Here is a 21,881-nt window from a genome sequence, read left to right as displayed (position 1 = left end):
GCCTCACAGCCGCTGTTAGGTTCCCCCCTCGTCGCTCACTGACGAGCGAGCTGTGGTGGTCACCGCGGCGCCCATCCGGCAGGGACCGGGAGTGCCTGCGGCGCCGCCGCGTCGTCCGTACACAGTCTGTGGACAACCCTGTGGATTTCGGCCGACACGTCTGCTCGTGAGAAGGTCGTCAGCGCAGATACGCACAACAGCACCACCGTCGTGACCACGTCCGCCCCGCGGCCGCAGCGACCCGACATGCAACATGGAGTGAGCCGCCAAGTGGACGACAGCGCCGAACTGGTCGCCGTATGGAACAGAGCCAGACCGCGCTTCGAGGATCCGTCGATCCGTCCGCAGCAGAAGGCATGGATCGGTCTGACCCGGCCCCTCGGCCTGGTCGAGGACACCGCCCTGCTCGCCGCGCCGAACGACTTCGCCAAGGACTACCTCGAGAACCGCCTCCGTCCGCTGATCGCGTCGGTGCTCAGCGAGGAGCTCGGGCGCGACATCCAGGTCGCGGTCACCGTCCAGAACGGTGACGGCCCGCCGCCTCCGGTGGACGAGCTCGACGACGGCCTGACGACCGACGAGGAGGACTGGGTCGCCGACCCGCCCCGGTTGGTCAGCCCGTCCTACCGCCCGAGGCACTCCGAGGACCAGCGCGACACCAGGCTGAACCCGAAGTACACCTTCGACACCTTCGTCATCGGTTCCAGCAACCGGTTCACCCACGCGGCCGCGGTCGCGGTCGCCGAGGCGCCGGCGCGTGCCTACAACCCGCTGTTCATCTACGGCGACTCCGGCCTGGGCAAGACCCACCTGCTGCACGCGATCGGGCACTACGCCCAGCGGCTGCAACCGGGCCTGCGCACCCGCTACATCTCCAGCGAAGAGTTCACCAACGACTTCATCAACTCGGTGCGCGACGACAAGATGCAGGCCTTCCAGTCCCGCTACCGGTCCGTCGACCTGCTGCTCATCGACGACATCCAGTTCCTCGAGCGCGCCGAGCGCACGCAGGAGGAGTTCTTCCACACCTTCAACACGCTGCACAACGCCAACAAGCAGATCGTCATCAGCTCCGACAAGTCCCCGCGACAGCTGAACTCGCTGGAGGACCGGCTGCGCACGCGGTTCGAGTGGGGGCTGATCAGCGACGTCCAGGCGCCCGACCTCGAGACGCGCATCGCGATCCTGCGCAAGAAGGCCGCCCAGGAAGGCACCGATCCCCCGCCCGAGGTGCTCGAGTTCATCGCCTCGAAGATCCAGAGCAACATCCGTGAACTCGAGGGGGCGCTGATCCGCGTCACCGCGTTCGCCAGCCTGAACCGCCAGTCGGTCGAGCTGGGCCTGGCCGAGATGGTCCTCAAAGACCTCGTCGGCGAGAGCGACGCGCCGCAGATCAACTCCTCCACGATCATGGCGGTGACCGCCGAGTACTTCCAGATCAGCCTCGACGACCTGGTCGGCACGTCCCGCAGCCGCACGCTCGTCGGCGCCCGCCAGATGGCCATGTACCTGTGCCGCGAGCTGACCGACCTGTCGCTGCCCAAGATCGGCGAGAAGTTCGGCAACCGCGACCACACCACCGTCATGCACGCGGAGCGCAAGATCCGCGCGCAGATGGCCGAGAAGCTCACCGTCTACAACCAGATCACCGAGCTGACCAGCCGCGTCAAGATCCGGGCGCGGTCGTGACGGCGCCGGCGCTCCCCGGCCGGGTTCGTGTCGTCCACCCGGCTGTGGGTAACGCGGTGCACCGTTGGGGACACGGTGTGGACGCGGCGCGACGACCGGCCGCCGTCCACCGTTGCGTGCGTCGCCGGGGGACGTCCACCACGTTGTCGTCCACAGCCCGTACCGTCACCGGAGCCAGTAACGACGGCCGATCTAGGCTGTTGTCCCCAGTGTCCACACCTGCGAAGACGATGGACGAGAATCTCAATTCCTTGATGGTGAACGACCAGAGCAACAGCCCAGTGGACAACGTGGATATCCACCGTGACCTGCACGGTGCTCCCGGGGCCGGCGAGGCTGACGACGACGGAGGTTGGCGATGAAGTTCCGGGTCGAGCGGGACGCGCTGGCGGACGCGGTCACCTGGGCCGCGCGCAGCCTGGCCAGCCGGCCCACCCTGCCGGTGCTCGCCGGGCTGCTGCTCGCGGTCGAGGGCGACCAGCTGTCGGTGTCCGGCTTCGACCTCGAGGCCTCGACCCAGGTCGACCTCGAGGTGAGTTCGGGTGCGGACGGTCAGGCGCTGGTCTCGGGCCGCCTGCTCGCCGACATCACCCGGTCCCTGCCCCCGCACCCCGTCGACGTGACCCTCGACGGCAGCCGCCTGACCATCGCCTGCGGGGCGGCTCGCTTCACGCTGCCCGGTATGCCGGTCGACGATTTCCCGAAGCTGCCGGCCATGCCGACCACCGCCGGAACGGTGGACGGCGCCGAGTTCGCCGCCGCGGTGTCGCAGGTCGCCGTGGCCGCGGGCCGCGACGACACGTTGCCGATGCTGACCGGCGTGCGCCTCGAGATCGACGGCGACCGGTTGACCCTCGCGGCGACCGACCGCTACCGGCTGGCGGTGCGCGAGCTGTCCTGGAACCCCAGCGACCCGAGCGCCGCGGCCGTCCAGGTGCTGGTGCCGGCGCGCACGCTCGCCGATGCGGCCAAGAGCCTGTCGCACAGCGAGTCGATGACCATCGCGCTCTCGGGCGCGGGCGGAACGGGTGAGGGCATCATCGGCTTCGCCGGCACCACCAACGGCCGCGCCAGCCGGGCCACCACCCGACTGCTCGACGCGACGTTCCCCGCCTACCGCTCGCTGCTGCCCACCGAATGGGCCTCGACGGCCGAGGTCTCCGTGCCGCCGCTGGTCGAGGCCGTGCGCCGCGTGGCGCTGGTGACCGACCGCAACGCGCCCGTCCGGATGGAGTTCGCCGACGGCACGGTGTCGCTGACCGCCGGTGGTGACGACGAGGGCCGGGCCGAGGAGCAGCTCGAGGTGGCCTACGACGGCGAACCGATCACCACCGCGTTCAACCCGCAGTTCCTGCTCGACGGGTTGGGCGCCCTGGCCACCAGCACCGCACGCATGCTGTTCACGTCCTCGACCAAGCCGGTGGTGCTGCGCCCGACCGAGAGCGCCGCGGCCGAGCACGCCGGCGCCGCGGCCGAGTACACGTACCTGATCATGCCGGTGCGGCTGCCCGGCTGAGTCGCGGCGTGTACGTACGCCATCTCGCCGTCGCCGATTTCCGGAGCTGGCGCAGCGCCGACCTCGCCCTCCCACCCGGCCCCGTCGTGCTCGTCGGGGCGAACGGGCAGGGCAAGACCAACCTCGTCGAGGCCCTGGGCTTCCTCGCCACCCTCGGCAGTCACCGCGTGGCCAACGACGCGCCCCTGATCCGCTCGGGTGCCGAACGGGCGCTCGCGCGGGCTGCCGTGGTGGCCGACGGCCGCGAGCTACGCGTCGAGGTCGAGATCGTGGCCGGCCGGGCGAACCGGGCGCGCCTCAACGGGGCGCCGGTGACCCGGCCGCGCGACATCCTGGGGGTGCTGCGCACGGTGCTGTTCGCCCCCGAGGACCTGGCCGTGGTCCGTGGCGACCCGGCCGAACGCCGCCGCTTCGTCGACGAGCTGGTGGTGGCCCGCGCGCCCCGCGTCGCCGGGGTGCGCGCCGACTACGAGCGGGTGCTCAAGCAGCGGGCGGCGCTGCTGAAGTCGGCCGGCGGGGCACGCCGTTCCTCGGCCGGCGCGGACCTGCCGACCCTGGACGTCTGGAACGGCCATCTGGTCGAGCACGGGTCGCAGTTGCTGCACGCCCGCCTGCAGGCGGTGCGCGACCTCCACCCGCACGCCGCCGCCGCGTACGCGCAGGTCGCGCCCACCAGCGCGCCGCTGTCGCTGCGGTACGTGACCTCGCTGGCGGAGGTCTTGCCGGCGCTCGCCGAGGCCGACGCCGTACCCGAGCCGGGCGAGCTCGCGCAGGCCATGCTCGCCCAGCTGCAGACCGTGCGCTCGGCCGAGCTGGATCGTGGGGTCAACCTGGTCGGGCCGCACCGCGACGACCTCGACGTGCGGCTGGGCGAGTTGCCGGTGCGCGGCTACGCCAGCCACGGCGAGGGCTGGTCGTCGGCGCTGTCGCTGCGACTCGGCAGTTTCGAGCTGCTGCGCGCCGACGCCTTGCCCGGCGGCGAGCCGGTGCTCATGCTGGACGACGTGTTCGCCGAGCTCGACGTCGACCGTCGGGCGCAGCTCGCGCTGGTCGCCGGGAAGGCCGAGCAGGCCATCGTCACGGCCGCCGTGGGCGGCGATGTCCCCGGTGAGCTGGACGGGGTCCGCATCCAGGTCGCGAGCGGTGCCATCGTGGGAGGGGCGTGAGGTCGTGTCGTCGCCTGCGGTGAACGAGAGCTGGGTCACCCCGTTGTCCACACCTACCCGTGGAAAAGGTCCTCGGTCTGTGGACGACGAGACCAGCGGCCGACCCGGAAACCGGACAAACGTATGTCAATCTCACGCCGACAGCCCACGTCCTGTGGACAACCCTGTGCAGGACTGCGGCGCCCCGGTGAGGCCCCCGGGTGACCGTCTCGGTGGTGACGGCTGGTGAGCACCGAGCATCCGCCGACTCCAGACCCCGACGACGACGATGGCGCGTGGGCCCATGAGCCCTATCCCGCCGAGGACGTCGATGTCGATCTGGCAGACGGAGTCGACGACGACGGTCCGGACGAATTGGGTCCGGACGATGAGGTCGGACCGGACGATGGAGCGACGGACGACGACGACCTGGCGCGGATGATGCTCGCCGGCGCGCGCGGCACGTCGCGGACCTCGCGCCGGCGTCCGGGGCAGCGCGGCCGCCGGGCCGACGTGCCGGGCCGCAACCGGGGCGGCTACTCCGGCCCGGGACCGGACCCGGCGCGCGACCCGCAACGGATCGGCGCCCTGCTACCGGGGTACGTGGCCGACCTGGGATGGGAGGCGCCGATGGCCGACGCCCGGGTCTTCGCCCAGTGGCCCACCCTCGTCGGGGCCGACGTCGCGGCGCACTGCGAACCGCAGAGCCTGCGCGACGGCGAGCTGCGGATCACGGCGGAGTCGACGGCGTGGGCGACGCAGCTGCGCCTGCTCGCGGGCACGCTGCTCGCCCGCCTGGTCGCCGAACTGGGCCCCGACGTCGTCCGCAGGCTCGTCATCAGCGGGCCGACCGCGCCGAGCTGGAAACACGGCCCCCGCAGCCTGCGCAACGGGCGCGGCCCCCGGGACACCTACGGCTGATCGCCTCGCAGTAGTCCACACCAGGTGGTGTCGGTAGGTCCCCCGACGACCGGGGGCTGCAACGCTCAGCGGCGCACTGAGCCCGCGTGGCGGCCACCGAGTACGCCAACAAGGGCTAGACTGGTCGGGTACCGAGAACTGTCGGTCCCTGCCGCAACAGTGGCGTGGGCCGGTGCTCCGGCTCCGGCGCGCGACGCCGTGTCCCGCTGAGCAGTCTAGTCGCCAGCCCCGTCCCGAGGCCGGCGTGCGCCCTGGTGGCGAGAGAGGTCATCCTGTGACAAGTAGTCCGGCCCGCGCGAAGAGCCCGAAGAAGGACGAGTACAGCGGCAGCTCCATCACCGTGCTCGAGGGCCTCGAGGCAGTCCGCAAGCGCCCCGGCATGTACATCGGCTCGACCTCGGCCCGCGGCCTGCACCACCTCGTGTGGGAGGTCGTGGACAACTCGGTCGACGAGGCGCTCGGCGGCCACGCCGACCGCATCGAGGTCACCCTGCTCGCCGACGGCGGCGTCCGCGTCAAGGACAACGGTCGCGGCATGCCCGTCGACATGCACCCCACGCAGAAGCGCCCGACCGTCGAGGTCATCCTCACGGTCCTGCACGCAGGCGGGAAGTTCGACGGCAAGGCCTACGCCGTCTCGGGCGGTCTGCACGGCGTCGGCGTCTCGGTCGTCAACGCGCTGAGCCGCCGGCTCGAGGTCGACATCGAACGCGACGGCTTCCGCTGGACCCAGCCGTTCGTCGACCAGGTCCCGGCCGAGCCGCTGAAGAAGGGCGGCCCGTCGACGAAGACCGGCACCACGGTCACGTTCTGGGCCGACCCGGCCATCTTCGAGACCACCGAGTACGACTTCGAGACGATCCGCCGGCGCATCCAGGAGTACGCGTTCCTGAACAAGGGCCTGACGATCGTGCTGCGCGACGAGCGCACCGAGAAGATCGTCGAGGAGGACGACGCCCAGGTCGGCTCCACCGAGGCCGAGGCCAAGGCGCCGGCGAAGGTCCGCGAGCTCACCTACTGCTACGCCGACGGCATCGCCGACTTCGTGCGGCACATCAACCGGACCAAGGACAAGGAACCGATCCACGCCAACGTGATCTCCTTCTCCGGCGAGGACCCGGAGAAGGCCCTGTCGCTCGAGGTGGCCATGCAGTGGAACACCTCGTTCTCCGAGAGCGTGCACACCTTCGCCAACACCATCGCGACGATCGAGGGCGGTACCCACGAGGAGGGTTTCCGCGCGGCCTTGACCGGCGTGGTGAACAAGTGGGCGGTGGCCGCCAAGATGGTCAAGGACACCAAGGAGGACCGGCTCACCGGCGACGACATCCGCGAGGGCCTGGCCGCCATCATCTCCATCAAGCTCGGCGAGCCGCAGTTCGAGGGTCAGACCAAGACCAAGCTCGGCAACTCGGTGGCCAAGACGTTCGTGCAATCGGTGTGCAACCAGTGGATCGAGGACTGGTTCAACCGCAACCCCGGCGAGGCCAAGAAGATTGTCACGAAGATGACGCAGGCGGCCCGGGCCCGCAAGGCCGCGCAGCAGGCCCGCAAGCTGGCCCGCAAGAACGCCCTCGACACCTTCGGGATGCCCGGCAAGCTCGCCGACTGCCGCTCCACCGACCCCGGTGAGAGTGAGCTCTACATCGTTGAGGGTGACTCCGCCGGCGGCTCGGCGAAGTCGGCGCGCAACTCCCAGTTCCAGGCCATCCTGCCCATCCGCGGAAAGATCATCAACGTCGAGAAGTCGCGGATCGACCGGGTGCTGAAGAACAACGAGGTGCAGTCGCTGATCACGGCGCTGGGCACCGGCATCCATGACGACTTCGATCTGACCAAGCTGCGCTATCACAAGATCGTGCTCATGGCCGACGCCGACGTCGACGGCCAGCACATCACGACGCTGCTGCTGACGCTGCTGTTCCGGTTCATGCGTCCGCTCGTCGAGGCCGGTCACGTGTATCTCGCCGCCCCGCCGCTGTACAAGATCAAGTGGACGAAGAACGAGCCGGGTTACGCCTACTCCGACAAGGAGCGGGACGCCCTGATCAAGGACGGCCTCGCCGCCGGGCGCAAGCTGCCCAAGGACGAGACCGAGCGGACGCAGCGCTACAAGGGCCTCGGCGAGATGAACGCGACCGAGCTGTGGGAGACCACGATGGATCCGGACAACCGGATCCTGCGCCTGGTCACGCTCGACGACGCGGCCACGGCCGACGAGCTGTTCAGCGTGCTCATGGGTGAGGACGTCGAGGCCCGGCGGTCGTTCATCATCCGCAACGCGCGTGACGTGCGGTTCTTGGACATTTGAGGTGCTAGAGGCCGGGGTCACGACCTGTTCGCGGGTTGCGGATGATGCACGGTCCTCGTGCTCGGAAGGGAAGCTGTAGATGACGGACATAACGGAGCCCCCTGGGTTCGATCGGATCGAGCCGGTCGACATCCAGACGGAGATGCAGCGCAGCTACATCGACTACGCGATGTCGGTCATCGTCGGGCGTGCGCTGCCCGACGTGCGTGACGGGCTCAAGCCGGTGCACCGCAAGATCCTCTACGGCATGTTCGACTCCGGGTTCCGGCCCGACCGCGGTTACGTGAAGTGCGGCCGCGTCGTCGGTGACGTCATGGGCAACTACCACCCGCACGGCGACTCGGCGCTCTACGACGCCCTGGTGCGGATGGCCCAGCCGTGGTCGCTGCGCTACCCGCTCATCGACCCGCAGGGCAACTTCGGCTCGCCCGGCAACGACCCGGCCGCCGCGATGCGCTACACCGAGTGCCGGCTGGCGCCGCTGGCCATGGCCATGCTGGCCGACATCAACGAAGAGACCGTCGACTTCGTCCCGAACTACGCCGGCAACACCGTCGAGCCCGTCATCTTGCCCGCCCGGATCCCCAACCTGTTGATGAACGGGTCCGAGGGCATCGCGGTCGGCATGGCCACCCGCATCCCCCCGCACAACCTGCGTGAGCTGGCGGCCGGCGTCACCTTCGCCCTCGACCACCCGGACGCCACCGAGGAGGAACTGCTCGAGAAGCTCATCGAGCTCATCCCCGGGCCGGACTTCCCGACCAAGGGCCTCATCGTCGGGCGCGACGGCATCGAGGACGCCTACCGCACCGGCCGCGGCTCCATCCGCATGCGTGCCGTCGTCGAGGTCGAGGAGGACCAGAAGGGCGCCACCATCCTGGTGATCACCGAGCTGCCCTACCAGGTCAACCCCGACAACCTCGTCACCTCCATCGCCGAGCAGGTCAAGGAAGGCAAGATCGCCGGCGTCCGCAACATCCACGACGAGAGCTCCGACCGCATCGGCATGCGCATGGTCATCACGCTGTCGCGCGACGCCGTGGCCAAGGTCGTGCTGAACAACCTGTTCAAGCACACCCAGCTGCAGACCACCTTCGGCGCGAACATGCTGGCCATCGTCGACGGCGTCCCCCGCACCCTGCGCCTCGACCAGTTCGTCACGCACTACGTCGACCACCAGGTCGAGGTCATCGTCCGGCGCACGCGGTACCGGTTGCGCATCAAGGAGGAGCGCGCCCATATCCTGCGCGCGCTGCTCAAGGCCCTGGACCAGCTCGACGCAGTCATCACCCTGATCCGCAACGCGCCGTCGGCCGACGAGGCCCGCGGCGGGCTCATGGAGCTGCTCGAGATCGACGAGCTCCAAGCCACCGCGATCCTCGACCTGCAGCTGCGCCGGCTCGCCGCCCTCGAACGCAACCGGATCATCGAGGAGGCCGCCGAGATCGAGGCGACGATCGCCGACCTCAACGACATCCTGGCCAAGCCGGGGCGTCAGCGGCAGATCATCCGCGACGAGATGAACGAGATCGTCGACAAGTACGGCGACGAGCGACGCACCCGGATGATCCCGCACGACGGCGACGTCTCCATCGAGGACCTCATCGCGCAGGAGGACGTGGTCGTCACCATCACCCGCGGTGGCTACGCGAAGCGCACCAAGACCGACCTGTACCGGGCGCAGCGGCGCGGCGGCAAGGGCGTGCAGGGTGCCGGCCTGCGTCAGGACGACATCGTCCAGCACTTCTTCGTGACGTCCACGCACGACTGGATCCTGTTCTTCACGAACAAGGGCCGGGTCTACCGCGCGAAGGCCTACGAGCTGCCCGAGGCCAACCGGAACGCGCGCGGCCAGCACGTCGCGAACCTGCTGGCCTTCCAACCGGACGAGCAGATCGCCGAGGTCATCACCCTCAAGAACTACGAGGTGGCCCCGTACCTGGTGCTGGCCACCAAGCACGGGCTGGTGAAGAAGACCAAGCTCACCGACTTCGACTCCAACCGGTCGGGTGGCCTGGTGGCCATCAACCTGCGCGAGGACGACGAGCTCATCGACGCGGCGCTGATCTCGGCCAACCACGACCTGCTGCTGGTCAGCCGCCAGGCGATGTCGATCCGGTTCACCGCCGACGACGAGGCGCTGCGCCCGATGGGCCGCGCCACGTCCGGAGTGTTCGGGATGCGGTTCAACGACAGTGACTCGCTGCTGTCGATGGTCGTCGTCGAGGACGAGAACGCCGAAATCTTGGTTGCCACTGAGGGCGGATACGCCAAGCGGACACGGGTCGGGGAGTATCCGGTTCAAGGCCGAGGCGGCAAGGGCGTGCTCACCGCGCGTATCGTCTCCACCCGAGGCGGACTTGTGGGCGCCATCGCTGTCGCCCCCACGGACGAGATCTTCGCGATCACCTCGGACGGTGTCGTGATTCGTACGACCGCCGGTGAAGTTCGCCGGGCGCAGCGCCAGACGATGGGCGTGCGGCTGATGAACCTGCCGGACGGCGTGCTGTTGAACGCCATCGCACGCAACGCCGACGAGCCGGAGGAGCAGGAATAGGCCTGCCAGAGCCGGACCGGCGAGAGCAGCGCGTCACACGGCGCGCTCGAGGACGGAGTGACATGACGCAAGGCGGAGCCCCCGGGGCCACGGGTGGCCGGTCGGCCCAGCAGACCGCGCCACGGAGCCCCGACTACGGGTTCTCGGCCCCGCAGCACACGACGTCCGGGTCCGCGCCCGGCTCGTGGAGCCCGGCGGGACCCGCCGGGCCGGCCCACGGTCAGGCGACGGCCGACTCCACCACGGGCTCGCTGCCGTCGGTGCCGGAGGCACCCACCGTCCAGACCCCACCGGCCCCGATGCGTCAGGCCCAGACGCCCCCGCCCCAGGGGGCGAACCAGCAGGCCGGCGCGAACGGCGCAGCGAACCCGTCGGGCGGCAAGTCCCGTGCCGCGCGCAACCGGGGCCCGCGTCGGGCCCGGTTGCAGCTTCGCCACATCAACCCGTGGACGGTGCTGAAGTTCTCCTGCGTGCTGTCGATCGCGCTGTTCTTCGTGTGGCTGATCGTGGTCGGCGTGCTCTACGGGATCCTCGACGGCGCCGGCATCATCGGCAAGATCAACGACACCGTCACCACGATCCAGGGCAACAACGCCGACGCTCCGGTCACCGCCGGCGTCGTGTTCGGCGGCGCGGCCATCATCGGCGTGGTGAACGTCGTCCTGTTCATCGCGTTGTCGACCATCGGCTCCCTGGTCTACAACCTGTGCGCTGATCTGGTCGGCGGCATCGAGATCACGCTGTCCGAACGCTGACCAACTCGCGCGACGGGGTCGGTGACACGAGGCACGGCGCCGCCCGATAGTCTTACTCGTCGCGTTCGCGGGCCTGTAGCTCAGACGGTTAGAGCGCATCCCTGATAAGGATGAGGCCGGAGGTTCAAGTCCTCCCAGGCCCACCCCGCACCGAACGGCCGTGGCCTGCCCTGCACCCGCGGCCGGCCCGGTCGCGGCGTAACCTCAGGCAGATGCGCCGCACCACGCCAGCTCTGCTCGCCGCCGCCCTCGCCGCTGCGGTGGCCACCGTCGCCCGGCGCAAGCAGGCCCGCAACGACGCGGCGATCCTGTGGCGGGAAGCCACCTCCGACGCGTCCCGCTGAGCGACGTCCGTCCTGCTCGGGTGCGCCGCTATAATGGGCGTTTCCCGGGGCCATAGCTCAGCTGGCAGAGCGCTGCCTTTGCAAGGCAGATGTCCGGAGTTCGAATCTCCGTGGCTCCACCGATCGGGCGCGGCGCGCCGGTCTCAGCCGGCCGCCGTCGCGGTGGTCAGGTGCGACATCAGCCGCTCGATGCGCAGCACACCGAGGAACCGGCCGGCGTGGTCGGTGCAGGCCAGCGGCGTGAACCTGACGTCGCGCGGTCGCGCCATCGCCCGCTCGACCGCGTCCGCGACCGGGGTGTCGATGTTGACAGCGAGCACCGGGCTGGTCACCCACTCGCCGACGACGTCCTGCTCCAGCAGGGCCACGGGCCGGCTGTGGTCGTCGAGGACGACGAGCACGTCGAAGCCGGTGGTCTCCGGGAGCACGCTGCGCGCGGCCTCCAGGTTCGTGGCCGTGTAGGCCCGCTGCAGCAACTCGCGCAGCACCCCGTCGGTGGGCATGGTGCAGGCCGGCAGTGCGGTGCGGGCCTTGAGCTCGATGTCCGGCCAGAACTGCTGCGGCTCGCCGATGAACGACCCCTGGGCCAGCGGCACGTCCAGGCCGGCCAGCGCGCGCAGCTCGGCCGACGTGCTCACGCCCTCGGCCAGGATCCAGGCGTCGAGCTGACTGGCCAGGCGGCCGGTCACCTCGATGGCCGAGCGCTTGGCCTCCGACCGGTCGACGCCGCGGACCCAGGCCCGGCCGAGACGTACGACGGCGGGCTTGAGGCGCACGATGCTGGTCAGCTCGGGCTGGGCGGCCTCTTGCCCACCGACCGCCAGCAGGGCACCGGCGTCGCGGTAGGCGGCGAGCGCACCGGCGGCGGTGTCGAGCTGGGCGGCGGAGAATTCCACGATGTCCAGGATGATCCCGGCCAGGCTGCCGTGCCGGGTGAGCACCTCGCGGACGCGGGGGTCGGCGAGCACCGGGAACGGCGTGGGGATCGAGATGAAGGTGTTGGGCGGCAGCGTCGCGAAGGCCTCGAGCGCCGTGCGCGCGGCGGCCGCAGTGACCTCGGCCTTGGCCTCGGGTGAGCGGTCGGCGCGCTCGAGCATCCCGGCGTCGGACTGCACGACCGCCTGATAGCCGGCGGCCACGCCGCGGGCCACGTCGAGGATGGGCAGGTAAGCGATGCGGCAGGTCGGCTCGAGGGTGTCCACCGTGTCCACGGCCTTGTTCCCTCCCGCTCGCGGCCGCCCGGACCGAGGAGCTGACACTTCGGCGTCGGGCGACAGGACGGCCGAGGTATGACGAACCATGACCTAGCCGACGGCCACGATGTGCGAACGCACGGTGGTCACGAGCTCGGGTGGCACGTGGGTGATGCCGTGCGCCGAGGCGGCGTGGCGGGCGACGTTCGCGAGGATCTCGTCCTCCTCGGAACACACCCAACTCGCCTCACAGCCGGGCACTACATCTCCGCAGGCAAAGCGCTTCATCGTCGTCCTTCTCCCAGAAACGGCCCCCCGCAGCGATCCTCGAATGTTAGTTCGAGGTAAAACTGTTCGGCAAGACTGTCTTTCTTGGTCAGACCGCCCAACTCGGTCACAACCGGCCTGGCAGCAAGACGCCACCGCATCCCCCTGTGCAGTTCCTCGTGAACACCTAGGTTGGGACTTTCGGTCTTATCCGGTCATAGCGTGGCCGGCCTGGACACCCCACCTGGAGGAACTGGATGCATCCACGCACCATCGCGGCGGCCACCGTCGCCGCGGGCACCCTCGTCGGCACGATGATCGCGGTGACACCGTCGGCATCGGCATCGGCGAGCCCCAAGGCCGTTCCGCACACCAAACCGGCATGGACGGCGCACGCCAAGCACCTCGGTGCGGCCAAGACGTCCGCTCCGGTCACGGCCCGGGTCTACCTCGCCCCCAAGGGCGGGCTCGACGCCCTCAAGGCCAGGGTCGCCTCGATCTCGACCCCGGGCAGCGCCCAGTACCAGCACTTCTTGACCCAGCCGCAGTTCCAGAAGCAGTACGGGGTCACGGCGAAGAGCGTCCACAGCGTCACCTCCTACCTGCGCTCGCAGGGCCTGAAGGTCAGCAAGCCGAGCTCCGGCAACCACTACGTCACCGTCACCGGCACGGTGAAGGCGGCGAACAAGGCCTTCGGCGCGAAGATCCAGCGCTACAGCCACTCGGGCCAGACCGTGCAGGCCCCGTCGACCTCGGTGAAGGTCCCGCAGTCGATCGCCGGCACCGTGCTGGCCGTCTCGGGCCTGGACACCACGAAGCACAAGATGGCACCGGCCACCCGCCAGCCCTCCGCCGCCAAGCCGGTGGACGCACCGGCCGGGTTCCGCAACGCCCGTCCCTGCTCGCGTTACTACGGCCAGCTCTCGGCGAAGTACCAGGCCGACTTCAAGACCCCGCTGCCCAAGTACCAGGGCAAGACGCTGCCCTACGTGCTGTGCGGCTACACCGGCCCCCAGTTCCGCAGCGCCTACGAGGGCGGCACCACGCTCGACGGCAGCGGTGCCACGGTGGGCATCGTCGACGCCTACAACGCGCCGACCATTCAGGCCGACGCCGCGCGCTACGCCAGCGAGCACGGTGACGCCTCCTACGCCAAGGGCCAGTACACCTCCACGACCCCGAAGACGTTCACCAACCAGACCGAGTGCGACTCGACCGGCTGGTACGGCGAGCAGACCCTCGACGTCGAGGCCGTGCACGCCATGGCCGGCGGCGCCAAGATCCACTACTACGGTGCCAAGAGCTGCCTGGACCCCGACTTCACCGACGCGATCCAGAAGGTCGTCGACGACGACGACGTGCAGATCGTCTCGAACTCCTACGGTGAGCCCGAGGAAGCGCTCGACACCAACCTGATCGCGGCGAACGAGGCCGTGTACCTGCAGGGCGCCACCGAGGGCATCAGCTTCCTGTTCTCCTCCGGTGACAGCGGCGACGAGCTGGCCAACACCGGCATCAAGCAGGCCGACGCGGACGCCTCCGACCCCTACGTCACCGCGGTCGGCGGCACGGCCACCGGCATCGGTTCCGACGGCAAGATGATCTTCCAGACCGGTTGGGGTACGGGCCTGGCCAACCTCAGCAGCAACGGCCAGAGCTGGGGCCCGACCGCGTTCTCGGCCGGCGCCGGCGGCGGTGTCTCGGCGATCTTCAACCAGCCGAGCTACCAGCAGGGCGTGTCCAACAGCGCCTACCGCACCGTCCCGGACGTGGCGATGGACGCCGACAACGCGACCGGCATGCTGATCGGTGAGACGCAGACGTTCCCGAACGGGACGTACTACGACGAGTTCCGCCTGGGCGGCACCAGCCTGGCGTCCCCGCTGTTCGCAGGCATGACGGCGCTGGCCGTCGGCAAGGCCGGCCACGGCGGCGGTTTCCTCAACCCGACGATCTACGCCAAGAAGAGCTCCTTCGCCGACGTCCTCCCGGCCGCCCAGGCGGGCGCTCCGGACAAGGGCGTCGTGCGGGTGAACTTCGTCAACAGCGTCGACGCCTCGCAGGGACTGTCGTACTCGGTCCGCACCTTCGACCAGGACAGCAGCCTGGCCACCACGAAGGGCTACGACCTGGTGACGGGCGTGGGCGTGCCGAAGCCGGCGTGGTTCTCCGCGCTCGGCGGGAGCTGACCCACCACTGATCGCGACTGCGCCCCCTCCCGTCCCACGGGAGGGGGCGCAGTCGCGTCTGCCGGACCCGTCGATCACGTCTTCCTGCGGAGTTGCCGGTTCGGCGCCGCAGATCGGCAACAGCAGGGGAAGACGTGATCGACCCGGGTGATCGGTACCGTTGCCCACCATGGAGATGCTCGCCGTCTGGCTCGGCAAGCTGACGTTGTCCGCGCTCCGGATCCTCGGGCGGCGGGGCAACGCGCTGCCGGGTCTCGTCGTCGAGAAGGTGTTCCCTCGCTATCTCGCCGCGGCCATGGCCGGCCTGCCGCAGGGCGTCGTCGTCGTCACCGGTACGAACGGCAAGACCACGACCACAAAGATGGTCGCGACCGTCCTCGGCGAGCGGTACCGCGTGCTCACCAACGACACCGGGTCGAACTTCGTGCGCGGGGCCATCACCGCGACCGTCGAGCACGCCACCTGGAGCGGTCGGCTGCCCTACGACGTCGCCGTCTTCGAACTCGACGAGGCCTGGGCCGTGCGCTTCGTCGCACGGGTCGCGCCCCGGCACTGTCTGCTGCTGAACGTGATGCGCGACCAGCTCGACCGCTTCGGCGAGATCGACACGACCGCACGGCTGCTCGGCAAGGTCGCGGCCGCGACGACCGGCCACGTCGTCCTCAACCGCGACGACGAACGCATCGCCGCGCTCGCCGACGTCACCGCCGCCGAGGTCACCCACTACGGGGTGGCGCCCGCGCTGCGCGAGCTGTTCCCCAACGACGAGGAGCTCTACGGCGGCCCCGTGTCGGTGTCGTCGGTGCCGGCCGCGGTCGAGCTGCAGACCCTGCCGAGCACGGCGCACCCCGCGGCGACGCTGCGCATCGACGGTGTCGACCACGACGTGACGTTGCGCGCCGAGGGCCCCCACAACGCGCAGAACGCCTGTGGCGCAGCGGCTCTCGGCCTGGCCCTGGGTCTGGACACGGACACCGTCGTGGCGGGGCTGGCCAAGGTCTCACCGGCGTTCGGGCGGGGGCAGTCCTTCGACGTCGACGGTCGCCGGGTCGTGCTGCAGCTGGTCAAGAACCCGGCGGGGTTCCGGCAGACGCTGCGCACGCTCGACACGGCCACGCCGGACGCGGTGGTGGTGGCGATCAACGACGACTACGCCGACGGGCGCGACGTGTCGTGGCTGTGGGACGTCGACTTCGCCGCGCTCGGCCCGCTGCCGTCCCGGCGCTCGACGGCCGGCACGCGTGCGGCCGACATGGCCGTGCGGTTGCGCTACGACGACGTCGAGGTCGACGAGATCGAACCGGACCTGGAGAAGGCCGTCCGCTCGGCCGTGGCCTCGGTGGCCACCGGCCGCTACGTCGTCGTGTTCAGCACCTACACCGCGATGTGGGCGCTGCACGCGGTGCTGCAGCGCATCGGGACGGCGGCGTCGTGAAGACCCTGACCCTGGTGCACCTGTACCCGCGCGAGATGAACATCTACGGCGACACCGGCAATGTGCTGGTCCTGCGGCGCCGCCTGCAGTGGCGCGGCCTGCCGGTGACCGTCACGCCGGTGAGCGTCGGCGACCCGTTGCCGCACGACACCGACATCCTGCTCGGCGGCGGCGGGCAGGACGCCGCCCAGGGCGAGATCGGCGCCGACTTCGCCGGCCGTGGTGCGCAGCTGCGCGCGATGGCCGACGACGGCGTCGTCATGCTGGCCATCTGCGGCACCTTCCAGATGCTCGGGCACGAGTTCGTCACCCACGAGGGGCGCCACCTCGCCGGCGTGGGAGTCCTGGACGTGGTCACGCACGGCCAGCCCGAGCGGCTCATCGGCAACAACTGGGTCGACACCCCCCAGGCCGGCCGGTTGGTCGGCTACGAGAACCACAGCGGCCTGACGACCCTCGGCCCCGACGCCGCCGCACTCGGCCGGACCCAGACCGGGCGCGGCAACAACGGCAAGGACGGCACGGAAGGCGCGGTCCGCGACAACGTCCTGGGGACCTACCTACACGGCCCCGTGCTCGCCAAGAGCCCGCGTCTCGCCGACGACCTGCTGCGCCGCGCCTACGACCGGGCGGGCGTGACGAGCGAGCTCGAGCCGATCGACGACGCCCTGCCCGAGCTCGCCGCCAAGGTGGCGGTCGGGCGCCCGCGGTGACGCGGCCCGCACGTCCGCGGGTGGCGGCCGGGGTACTCGCCCTGTGCGGCGTCCTGTCCCTGGCCGCGTGCACGTCGGGCGGCGGCTCGGGTGCAAGTACCGCGGCCCCGTCGACCCGCACGGTCGTGCAGACCGAGACCGCCCCGGCGCCGTCCGGGTCCTTCACCCCGGCACCCGCCACCAGCGTCGCAGCGCTGCCGGCCAGTGGCCGGCTGCCGCGGGGCGAGGTCGACCGCTCGTGCCCGTACCTCAAGGCCGGCCTGGACAGCGAGCCGACGAGCGGGCCGAACGTCGCCGACCTCGAGGGCGACCGCGTCGGCCAGGTGACCGTGCTGACCGGCCTCCGGCCCGTCGGCTGCCGGTTCTACTTCGCGTACTCCTACGGCAACACCCGGCACGAGGCGGTGGCCGACATCCTGCCCCGCACCTTCGCCAGCGCCGACGACGCGCACAACGCGCTCGTGCTCACGGCCCGAGCCGGGACCGAGCCGATCAGCGAGCCGGACGTCACCCCGGGCGTCGACGGCGTGGCCTACCGGACGCGCTTCTTCGGCCCGGACGGGGCCCGCGACTGGGCGTTCGCCTTCGCCAAGGGACGCGTGCTGGTCGTCGTGCACACCCAGCAGACCGACACCTCGCGCAACGCCGTCAACCTGGGCCGGGCGATCGTCGCGAAGTTCTAGGCGTCCGGGCCCGTTTGGGCCGTCTGGCAGGATCGAGTCATGAGCAACGCAACCCAGATCGCCACGCTGCACACGACCTCCGGTGACATCCGGATCGAGCTGTTCGGCAACCACGCCCCCAAGACCGTCAAGAACTTCGTCGACCTCGCCACCGGTGCCAAGGAATGGACGCACCCCGGCACCAGGACGAAGACCAACGACCCGCTCTACGACGGCACCGTGTTCCACCGTGTCATCGAGGGCTTCATGATCCAGGGCGGCGACCCGCTCGGTGAGGGCTACGGCGACCCGGGTTACAAGTTCGCGGACGAGTTCCACCCCGACCTGCAGTTCGACCGCCCCTACCTGCTGGCCATGGCCAACTCGGGGCCGAACACCAACGGCTCGCAGTTCTTCGTCACCGTCGGCCGCACGCCGCACCTCAACCGCAAGCACACCATCTTCGGTGAGGTGGCCGACGCCGACAGCCGCGCCGTCGTCGACGCCATCGCCACCACCAAGACCGGCCGTGGCGACAAGCCGGTCGAACCGATCACCATCACGTCGGTGACCGTCGAGGCCGTCTGAGCCCCTGCATGGCCGACCGTCCGGGCAGCTCGGGCCCCCAGCTCGCGCAGCACTGTTACCGCCATCCCGACCGGGAGGCCTACATCCGGTGCACGCGCTGCGACCGGCCGATCTGCCCGGACTGCATGCATCCGGCGTCGGTCGGCTTCCACTGCCCGGACGACGTTCGGGCGGGCGCCCGCTCCGTGCGGGCTCCACGCAACGCCCTCGGTGCGAGCCTGCGCCAGAACCCGCCCTACGTCACGATTTCCCTCATCGTCCTGAACGTGGCGACCTACCTGGTCAGCGGGACGCAGACCCACGCCACGTTGCAGGATCCGCGCAACTCCCGGTTGTTCCTGGACTGGCAGCTGTTCCCGCTCTACCTGCACGACAAGCACGAGTACTACCAGCTGGTCACCTCGGCCTTCCTGCACCTGACCCCGCTGCACATCGCCACCAACATGATCTCGCTGGCCATCGTGGGTCCGGTTCTCGAACGAGCCATGGGCCCATGGCGCTACCTGGCCGTCTACCTGCTCAGCGCGCTCGGTGGCAGCGCCGCGATCTACGCCTTCGGCAACGCATTCGGCACCACGGCCGGGGCATCGGGGGCGATCTTCGGGTTGTTCGGCGCCTGCCTGGTGCTCGTCCGCCGGCTCGGCCTCAACACCCAGTGGCTGGTCGGCACCATCGTGCTGAACTTCATCATCACCTTCTCGGTGCCCAACATCTCCAAGCTGGGACACATCGGAGGCTTCGTCACCGGCGCACTGGCCGCCGTCGTGATCGCCGGGTTGCCCACCGCGCGTCGAAAGATCGCGCCGCGCCTGCAGGCGGCCGGACTCACCGGCGTGCTCCTGCTGGTCGTGCTCGTGGTCGGGGTGCGCACCGCCACCTGGTGAGGCTCAGGCCGGCCGCAGCGCGTTGATCAACCCGGCGGCCTGCTCGGGGTCGGCGCCGATCGCCCGGCGACTGAGCACGACCAGCACGGGCCCGGCGTCGATCTCCAGGGTGGTGCTGCGCAGCCCCAACCGCAGCCGCGTGTCGGCCCGGACGTGCTCGACGTCTGCCCAGGGCAGGCGCGCGCGGGTGGCCGGCGAGCGGACGACCAGGCCCTGCGCGTCGGCCGTCAGCCGCGGCGAGAACACCAGGTCACCGACGGCGTAGGCACCGAGCACGACGGCCGCGACCGCGGCGATCAGCCGGCCGGGGCCGTCGGCGGCCACCAGCGCCACCACCACGGCGACGACCAGGCCGGCAGCGGCCAGGCCGGTGGCGCGCCGGTCGGGCACGAAGCGCAGGCGGGTCGGGGTGGCGTCGTCCACAGTGTTTTCCCCAGCTGGGGACAGAACTACAGTCGTGTAATCACAGGCGTGGACAACCGTGTGGACGGACGAGTCAGCGCCAGCGGACGGCCATGACGAGGCCGAGCAGCATGATCCCGAAGCCGACGGCGAAGTTCCACGCGTGCAGCCCGGCCATCACCGGGATGTGCGGGTCGGTGCCGCTGGAGGTCAGGTAGTAGGTGACCAGGTAGGCCAGCCCGAGCACGAGGACGACGGCCATGACGATCGGGTACCACGACGGGCTCGGGGACAGCTGACGCGCCGGGGCCGCTGCGCTGGACGAGGACCGGACCGGCGCGTCGTTCTTCTTGCGGACCTTGGACTTGGGCACGTGCGCTCACTCCCGGGATGCAGGCAGGACAGATGTCGACTGCCCGCTAGCGTAGACGCCGCACCCCGACCGGCGCCCGGACCACTGCGTCCCGGCGCTCAGCCCGACGGACGGATCCTGCGGATGGCACGAGCGTCAGAGCCGGCTCCGGCCACGCCCGGACCGGCGCGCCCCCGCCCCCGGGCGTGGCGGGTGCTCGTACCGGTGATCTGCCTCATCGCCGGGATCGGGTTCGCCACCAGCGCCCGGGACTCCCATGGCACCGAGCTGCGCGCGCCCGGCATCGGCAGCCTGGCCGACACCGTCGGCGCCGCGGAACGGACGGTGCGCGGCCTCGACGGCCAGGTCGCGTCGTTGCAGGCGCAGGTGCAGGCGGCCGCCACCTCGGCGGGCATGAGGGACGGCAAGGTCTCCGCGGCGCAACGGGCGGTGTCGCCGCTGGCGGCGGCCGCGGGCCTGACCGCGGTCCACGGAGCCGGGCTCCAGGTCGTGCTCGACGATGCCGACCCGTCCTCGGCGAACGCCTCGGTGGATCCGAACCAGCTCGTCGTGCACCAGTCCGACCTGCAGTCGGTGGTGAACGCGCTGTGGGCCGGCGGTGCCGAGGCCATGTCGATCGCCGGGCAGCGGGTGATCCCGACCTCGGCCGTCCGGTGCGTCGGCAACACGCTGCTGCTGAACGGAGATGTGTATTCACCCCCGTTCCGTGTTGCGGCGGTGGGTCCATCAGCCACAATGCAGGAGCAGTTGACCGCCTCGCCGGGCGTCACGCTCTTCCGGCAGGCGGCCGGGTACTTCGGTCTGGGCTATACCGTCGAGTCCGAGGACCGGGTCGACGTGCCCGCCTACACGGGCCCGCTGACCTTGATCTACGCACGGCCGGGTTCCTGAACGCACGTCGCCCCCGCACCCGAGTGAGGACGTATGACCGACACCGCGGTAGTCGAGCCGCCCCCGCCGCCGGCGCCGAGCGGCCAGGGACGCTCGGTCGGCGACCGTGTCCGCTTCGTGTTGCGTGGCATCGGTCAGACCCTCATCACCGCCGGCCTCGTCGTGCTGCTGTTCGTCGTCTACGAGGTCTGGATCACCAACCTCTACGCCGAGCGCGAGCAGAAGCACGTGGCCAACGCGTTCAAGAAGGAACTGGTGCAGGGCAAGGACCCGCTGCTGGCCCTGCCCGGCAGCAAGGACCCAACGATTGCGCTCGGCACCGGCATCGCCAACCTCTACATCCCCCGCCTGGGCAAGGACTTCCACTTCACGATCGTCGAGGGCAGCGTCGTCCCGACCGATTCCCAGCTGGAGAAGGGTCCGGCGCACTACCGCGACACCGGACTGCCCGGCAAGGTCGGCAACTTCGCGATGGCCGGGCACCGGGTCGGCAAGGGCGAGCCGTTCCTCAACCTCGACCAGTTGCGTGCCGGCGACACGGTGATCGTCGAGACCCGTTCCGCGTGGTTCGTGTACCGCGTCAAAGGACAGCAGCACGGGCTCACGAAGGAGGACTCCGACGGGATCCCGGGCCGGGAGATCGTGTCGCCGAGCGACGGCAACGTGTTGCTGCCGAAGCCCGACCACCCGGGTGCTCGCGCCGACGAGGCCCTGCTGACCATGACCACGTGCCACCCGAAGTTCTCCGCCAACAAGCGCATGATCGTCTACGCCGCCCTCGACACCGCGTCGTCGGTGCGGGTGAGCGCGAAGTCCGGTGATCAGGTGCTGGCCATGCCGGCGTCGATCGAGGCCCTCTACTCGCAGGTGAGTCACTGATGTACACCTGGATCTGGCGTCACCTCCCCGGCCCGCTCGCGGTCAAGCTGGTGCAGACCCTGCTGCTGCTGCTGGCCGTCACCGCGTTGCTGCTGTTCGTCATCTTCCCGTGGATCGAGCCGCACCTGCCGATCAACCAGGTGACCGTCCCCAACCACAAATGAGCC

The 21,881-nt window shown here is 70.2% G+C and carries 21 protein-coding genes and 2 tRNA genes; 19 read left to right on the top strand and 4 right to left on the bottom strand.

Annotated features, from left to right (window positions below; translation table 11 throughout):
• Positions 1-246 precede the first annotated feature (246 nt).
• The 10 genes from dnaA to ACFFCA_RS10640 all read left to right on the top strand — a co-directional run bounded on the left by dnaA (position 247) and on the right by ACFFCA_RS10640 (position 11,357).
• The gene (dnaA, locus tag ACFFCA_RS10685) at positions 247-1,689 is read left to right on the top strand and encodes a chromosomal replication initiator protein DnaA (protein WP_375484616.1); all 1,443 of its coding nucleotides are present in this window, start codon (positions 247-249) and stop codon (positions 1,687-1,689) included.
• A gap of 358 nt (positions 1,690-2,047) precedes the next feature.
• On the top strand, positions 2,048-3,205 hold the full coding sequence (dnaN, locus tag ACFFCA_RS10680) for a DNA polymerase III subunit beta (protein ID WP_375484552.1): 1,158 nt from the start codon (positions 2,048-2,050) through the stop codon (positions 3,203-3,205).
• An 8-nt stretch (positions 3,206-3,213) separates the two neighbouring features.
• Positions 3,214-4,371 carry a DNA replication/repair protein RecF gene (gene recF / locus ACFFCA_RS10675; RefSeq protein ID WP_375484550.1) on the top strand — a complete coding sequence of 386 codons (1,158 nt, stop codon included), beginning with the start codon at positions 3,214-3,216 and terminating at the stop codon, positions 4,369-4,371.
• A gap of 318 nt (positions 4,372-4,689) precedes the next feature.
• The gene (locus tag ACFFCA_RS10670; RefSeq protein WP_375484614.1) at positions 4,690-5,271 is read left to right on the top strand and encodes a DUF721 domain-containing protein; all 582 of its coding nucleotides are present in this window, start codon (positions 4,690-4,692) and stop codon (positions 5,269-5,271) included.
• A gap of 274 nt (positions 5,272-5,545) precedes the next feature.
• Positions 5,546-7,582: a DNA topoisomerase (ATP-hydrolyzing) subunit B gene (gene gyrB, locus ACFFCA_RS10665; protein ID WP_375484548.1), complete on the top strand. Its 2,037-nt coding sequence runs from the start codon at positions 5,546-5,548 to the stop codon at positions 7,580-7,582.
• 79 nt (positions 7,583-7,661) lie between these two features.
• Positions 7,662-10,139 (top strand): DNA gyrase subunit A, encoded by a 2,478-nt coding sequence (gyrA, locus tag ACFFCA_RS10660; RefSeq protein WP_375484546.1) that lies wholly within the window; start codon positions 7,662-7,664, stop codon positions 10,137-10,139.
• Positions 10,140-10,201: 62 nt separating this feature from the next.
• Positions 10,202-10,894: a DUF3566 domain-containing protein gene (locus ACFFCA_RS10655; RefSeq protein WP_375484544.1), complete on the top strand. Its 693-nt coding sequence runs from the start codon at positions 10,202-10,204 to the stop codon at positions 10,892-10,894.
• A gap of 69 nt (positions 10,895-10,963) precedes the next feature.
• Positions 10,964-11,037, top strand: a tRNA-Ile gene (locus ACFFCA_RS10650).
• A 69-nt stretch (positions 11,038-11,106) separates the two neighbouring features.
• The gene (locus tag ACFFCA_RS10645) at positions 11,107-11,238 is read left to right on the top strand and encodes a hypothetical protein (RefSeq protein WP_375484542.1); all 132 of its coding nucleotides are present in this window, start codon (positions 11,107-11,109) and stop codon (positions 11,236-11,238) included.
• A gap of 46 nt (positions 11,239-11,284) precedes the next feature.
• Positions 11,285-11,357: transfer RNA gene (locus ACFFCA_RS10640), tRNA-Ala, on the top strand.
• A 24-nt stretch (positions 11,358-11,381) separates the two neighbouring features.
• On the opposite strand, the gene ACFFCA_RS10635 is transcribed toward ACFFCA_RS10640, so the two are convergent.
• Both ACFFCA_RS10635 and ACFFCA_RS10630 read right to left on the bottom strand, forming a co-directional pair.
• On the bottom strand, positions 11,382-12,449 hold the full coding sequence (locus ACFFCA_RS10635) for an EAL domain-containing protein (protein WP_375484540.1): 1,068 nt from the start codon (positions 12,447-12,449) through the stop codon (positions 11,382-11,384).
• 93 nt (positions 12,450-12,542) lie between these two features.
• Positions 12,543-12,719: a DUF1059 domain-containing protein gene (locus ACFFCA_RS10630; protein ID WP_375484538.1), complete on the bottom strand. Its 177-nt coding sequence runs from the start codon at positions 12,717-12,719 to the stop codon at positions 12,543-12,545.
• Positions 12,720-12,955: 236 nt separating this feature from the next.
• Between ACFFCA_RS10630 and ACFFCA_RS10625 the strand changes: the two genes are divergently transcribed.
• The 6 genes from ACFFCA_RS10625 (at position 12,956) to ACFFCA_RS10600 (ending at position 19,169) form a co-directional block, all read left to right on the top strand.
• Positions 12,956-14,887 carry a protease pro-enzyme activation domain-containing protein gene (locus ACFFCA_RS10625; RefSeq protein WP_375484536.1) on the top strand — a complete coding sequence of 644 codons (1,932 nt, stop codon included), beginning with the start codon at positions 12,956-12,958 and terminating at the stop codon, positions 14,885-14,887.
• A 169-nt stretch (positions 14,888-15,056) separates the two neighbouring features.
• Positions 15,057-16,322 (top strand): MurT ligase domain-containing protein, encoded by a 1,266-nt coding sequence (locus ACFFCA_RS10620; RefSeq protein ID WP_375484534.1) that lies wholly within the window; start codon positions 15,057-15,059, stop codon positions 16,320-16,322.
• Positions 16,319-17,035, top strand: coding sequence for a type 1 glutamine amidotransferase (locus tag ACFFCA_RS10615; RefSeq protein WP_375484532.1), 717 nt, complete (start codon positions 16,319-16,321; stop codon positions 17,033-17,035). The genes ACFFCA_RS10620 and ACFFCA_RS10615 overlap by 4 nt, the downstream gene beginning before the upstream one ends.
• Complete coding sequence (locus ACFFCA_RS10610) at positions 17,032-17,718, top strand: hypothetical protein (protein WP_375484530.1); 687 nt, start codon at positions 17,032-17,034, stop codon at positions 17,716-17,718. Before ACFFCA_RS10615 ends, ACFFCA_RS10610 begins: the two co-directional genes overlap by 4 nt.
• 39 nt (positions 17,719-17,757) lie before the next feature.
• Positions 17,758-18,285 (top strand): peptidylprolyl isomerase, encoded by a 528-nt coding sequence (locus tag ACFFCA_RS10605; protein WP_375484528.1) that lies wholly within the window; start codon positions 17,758-17,760, stop codon positions 18,283-18,285.
• Positions 18,286-18,293: 8 nt separating this feature from the next.
• On the top strand, positions 18,294-19,169 hold the full coding sequence (locus tag ACFFCA_RS10600) for a rhomboid family intramembrane serine protease (protein ID WP_375484526.1): 876 nt from the start codon (positions 18,294-18,296) through the stop codon (positions 19,167-19,169).
• A 3-nt stretch (positions 19,170-19,172) separates the two neighbouring features.
• Here ACFFCA_RS10600 and ACFFCA_RS10595 read toward each other — a convergent pair whose 3' ends face one another.
• Complete coding sequence (locus tag ACFFCA_RS10595) at positions 19,173-19,592, bottom strand: PH domain-containing protein (RefSeq protein ID WP_375484524.1); 420 nt, start codon at positions 19,590-19,592, stop codon at positions 19,173-19,175.
• A 73-nt stretch (positions 19,593-19,665) separates the two neighbouring features.
• Positions 19,666-19,944, bottom strand: coding sequence for a cell division protein CrgA (locus tag ACFFCA_RS10590; RefSeq protein WP_375484522.1), 279 nt, complete (start codon positions 19,942-19,944; stop codon positions 19,666-19,668).
• Between the two features lie 123 nt (positions 19,945-20,067).
• Between ACFFCA_RS10590 and ACFFCA_RS10585 the strand changes: the two genes are divergently transcribed.
• The 3 genes from ACFFCA_RS10585 to ACFFCA_RS10575 are packed head-to-tail and all read left to right on the top strand — an operon-like array spanning position 20,068 to position 21,878.
• Positions 20,068-20,835 (top strand): DUF881 domain-containing protein, encoded by a 768-nt coding sequence (locus ACFFCA_RS10585; RefSeq protein ID WP_375484520.1) that lies wholly within the window; start codon positions 20,068-20,070, stop codon positions 20,833-20,835.
• Between the two features lie 33 nt (positions 20,836-20,868).
• Entirely contained in the window at positions 20,869-21,714 is an 846-nt protein-coding gene (locus tag ACFFCA_RS10580; RefSeq protein WP_375484518.1) for a class E sortase, read from the top strand.
• The gene (locus ACFFCA_RS10575) at positions 21,714-21,878 is read left to right on the top strand and encodes a hypothetical protein (protein ID WP_375484517.1); all 165 of its coding nucleotides are present in this window, start codon (positions 21,714-21,716) and stop codon (positions 21,876-21,878) included. The genes ACFFCA_RS10580 and ACFFCA_RS10575 overlap by 1 nt, the downstream gene beginning before the upstream one ends.
• Positions 21,879-21,881 lie beyond the last annotated feature (3 nt).

The organism is uncultured Jatrophihabitans sp. (genome assembly GCF_964252635.1).
Lineage (GTDB): Bacteria > Actinomycetota > Actinomycetes > Mycobacteriales > Jatrophihabitantaceae > Jatrophihabitans.
This window is presented reverse-complemented; position numbering and strand designations above follow the sequence as displayed.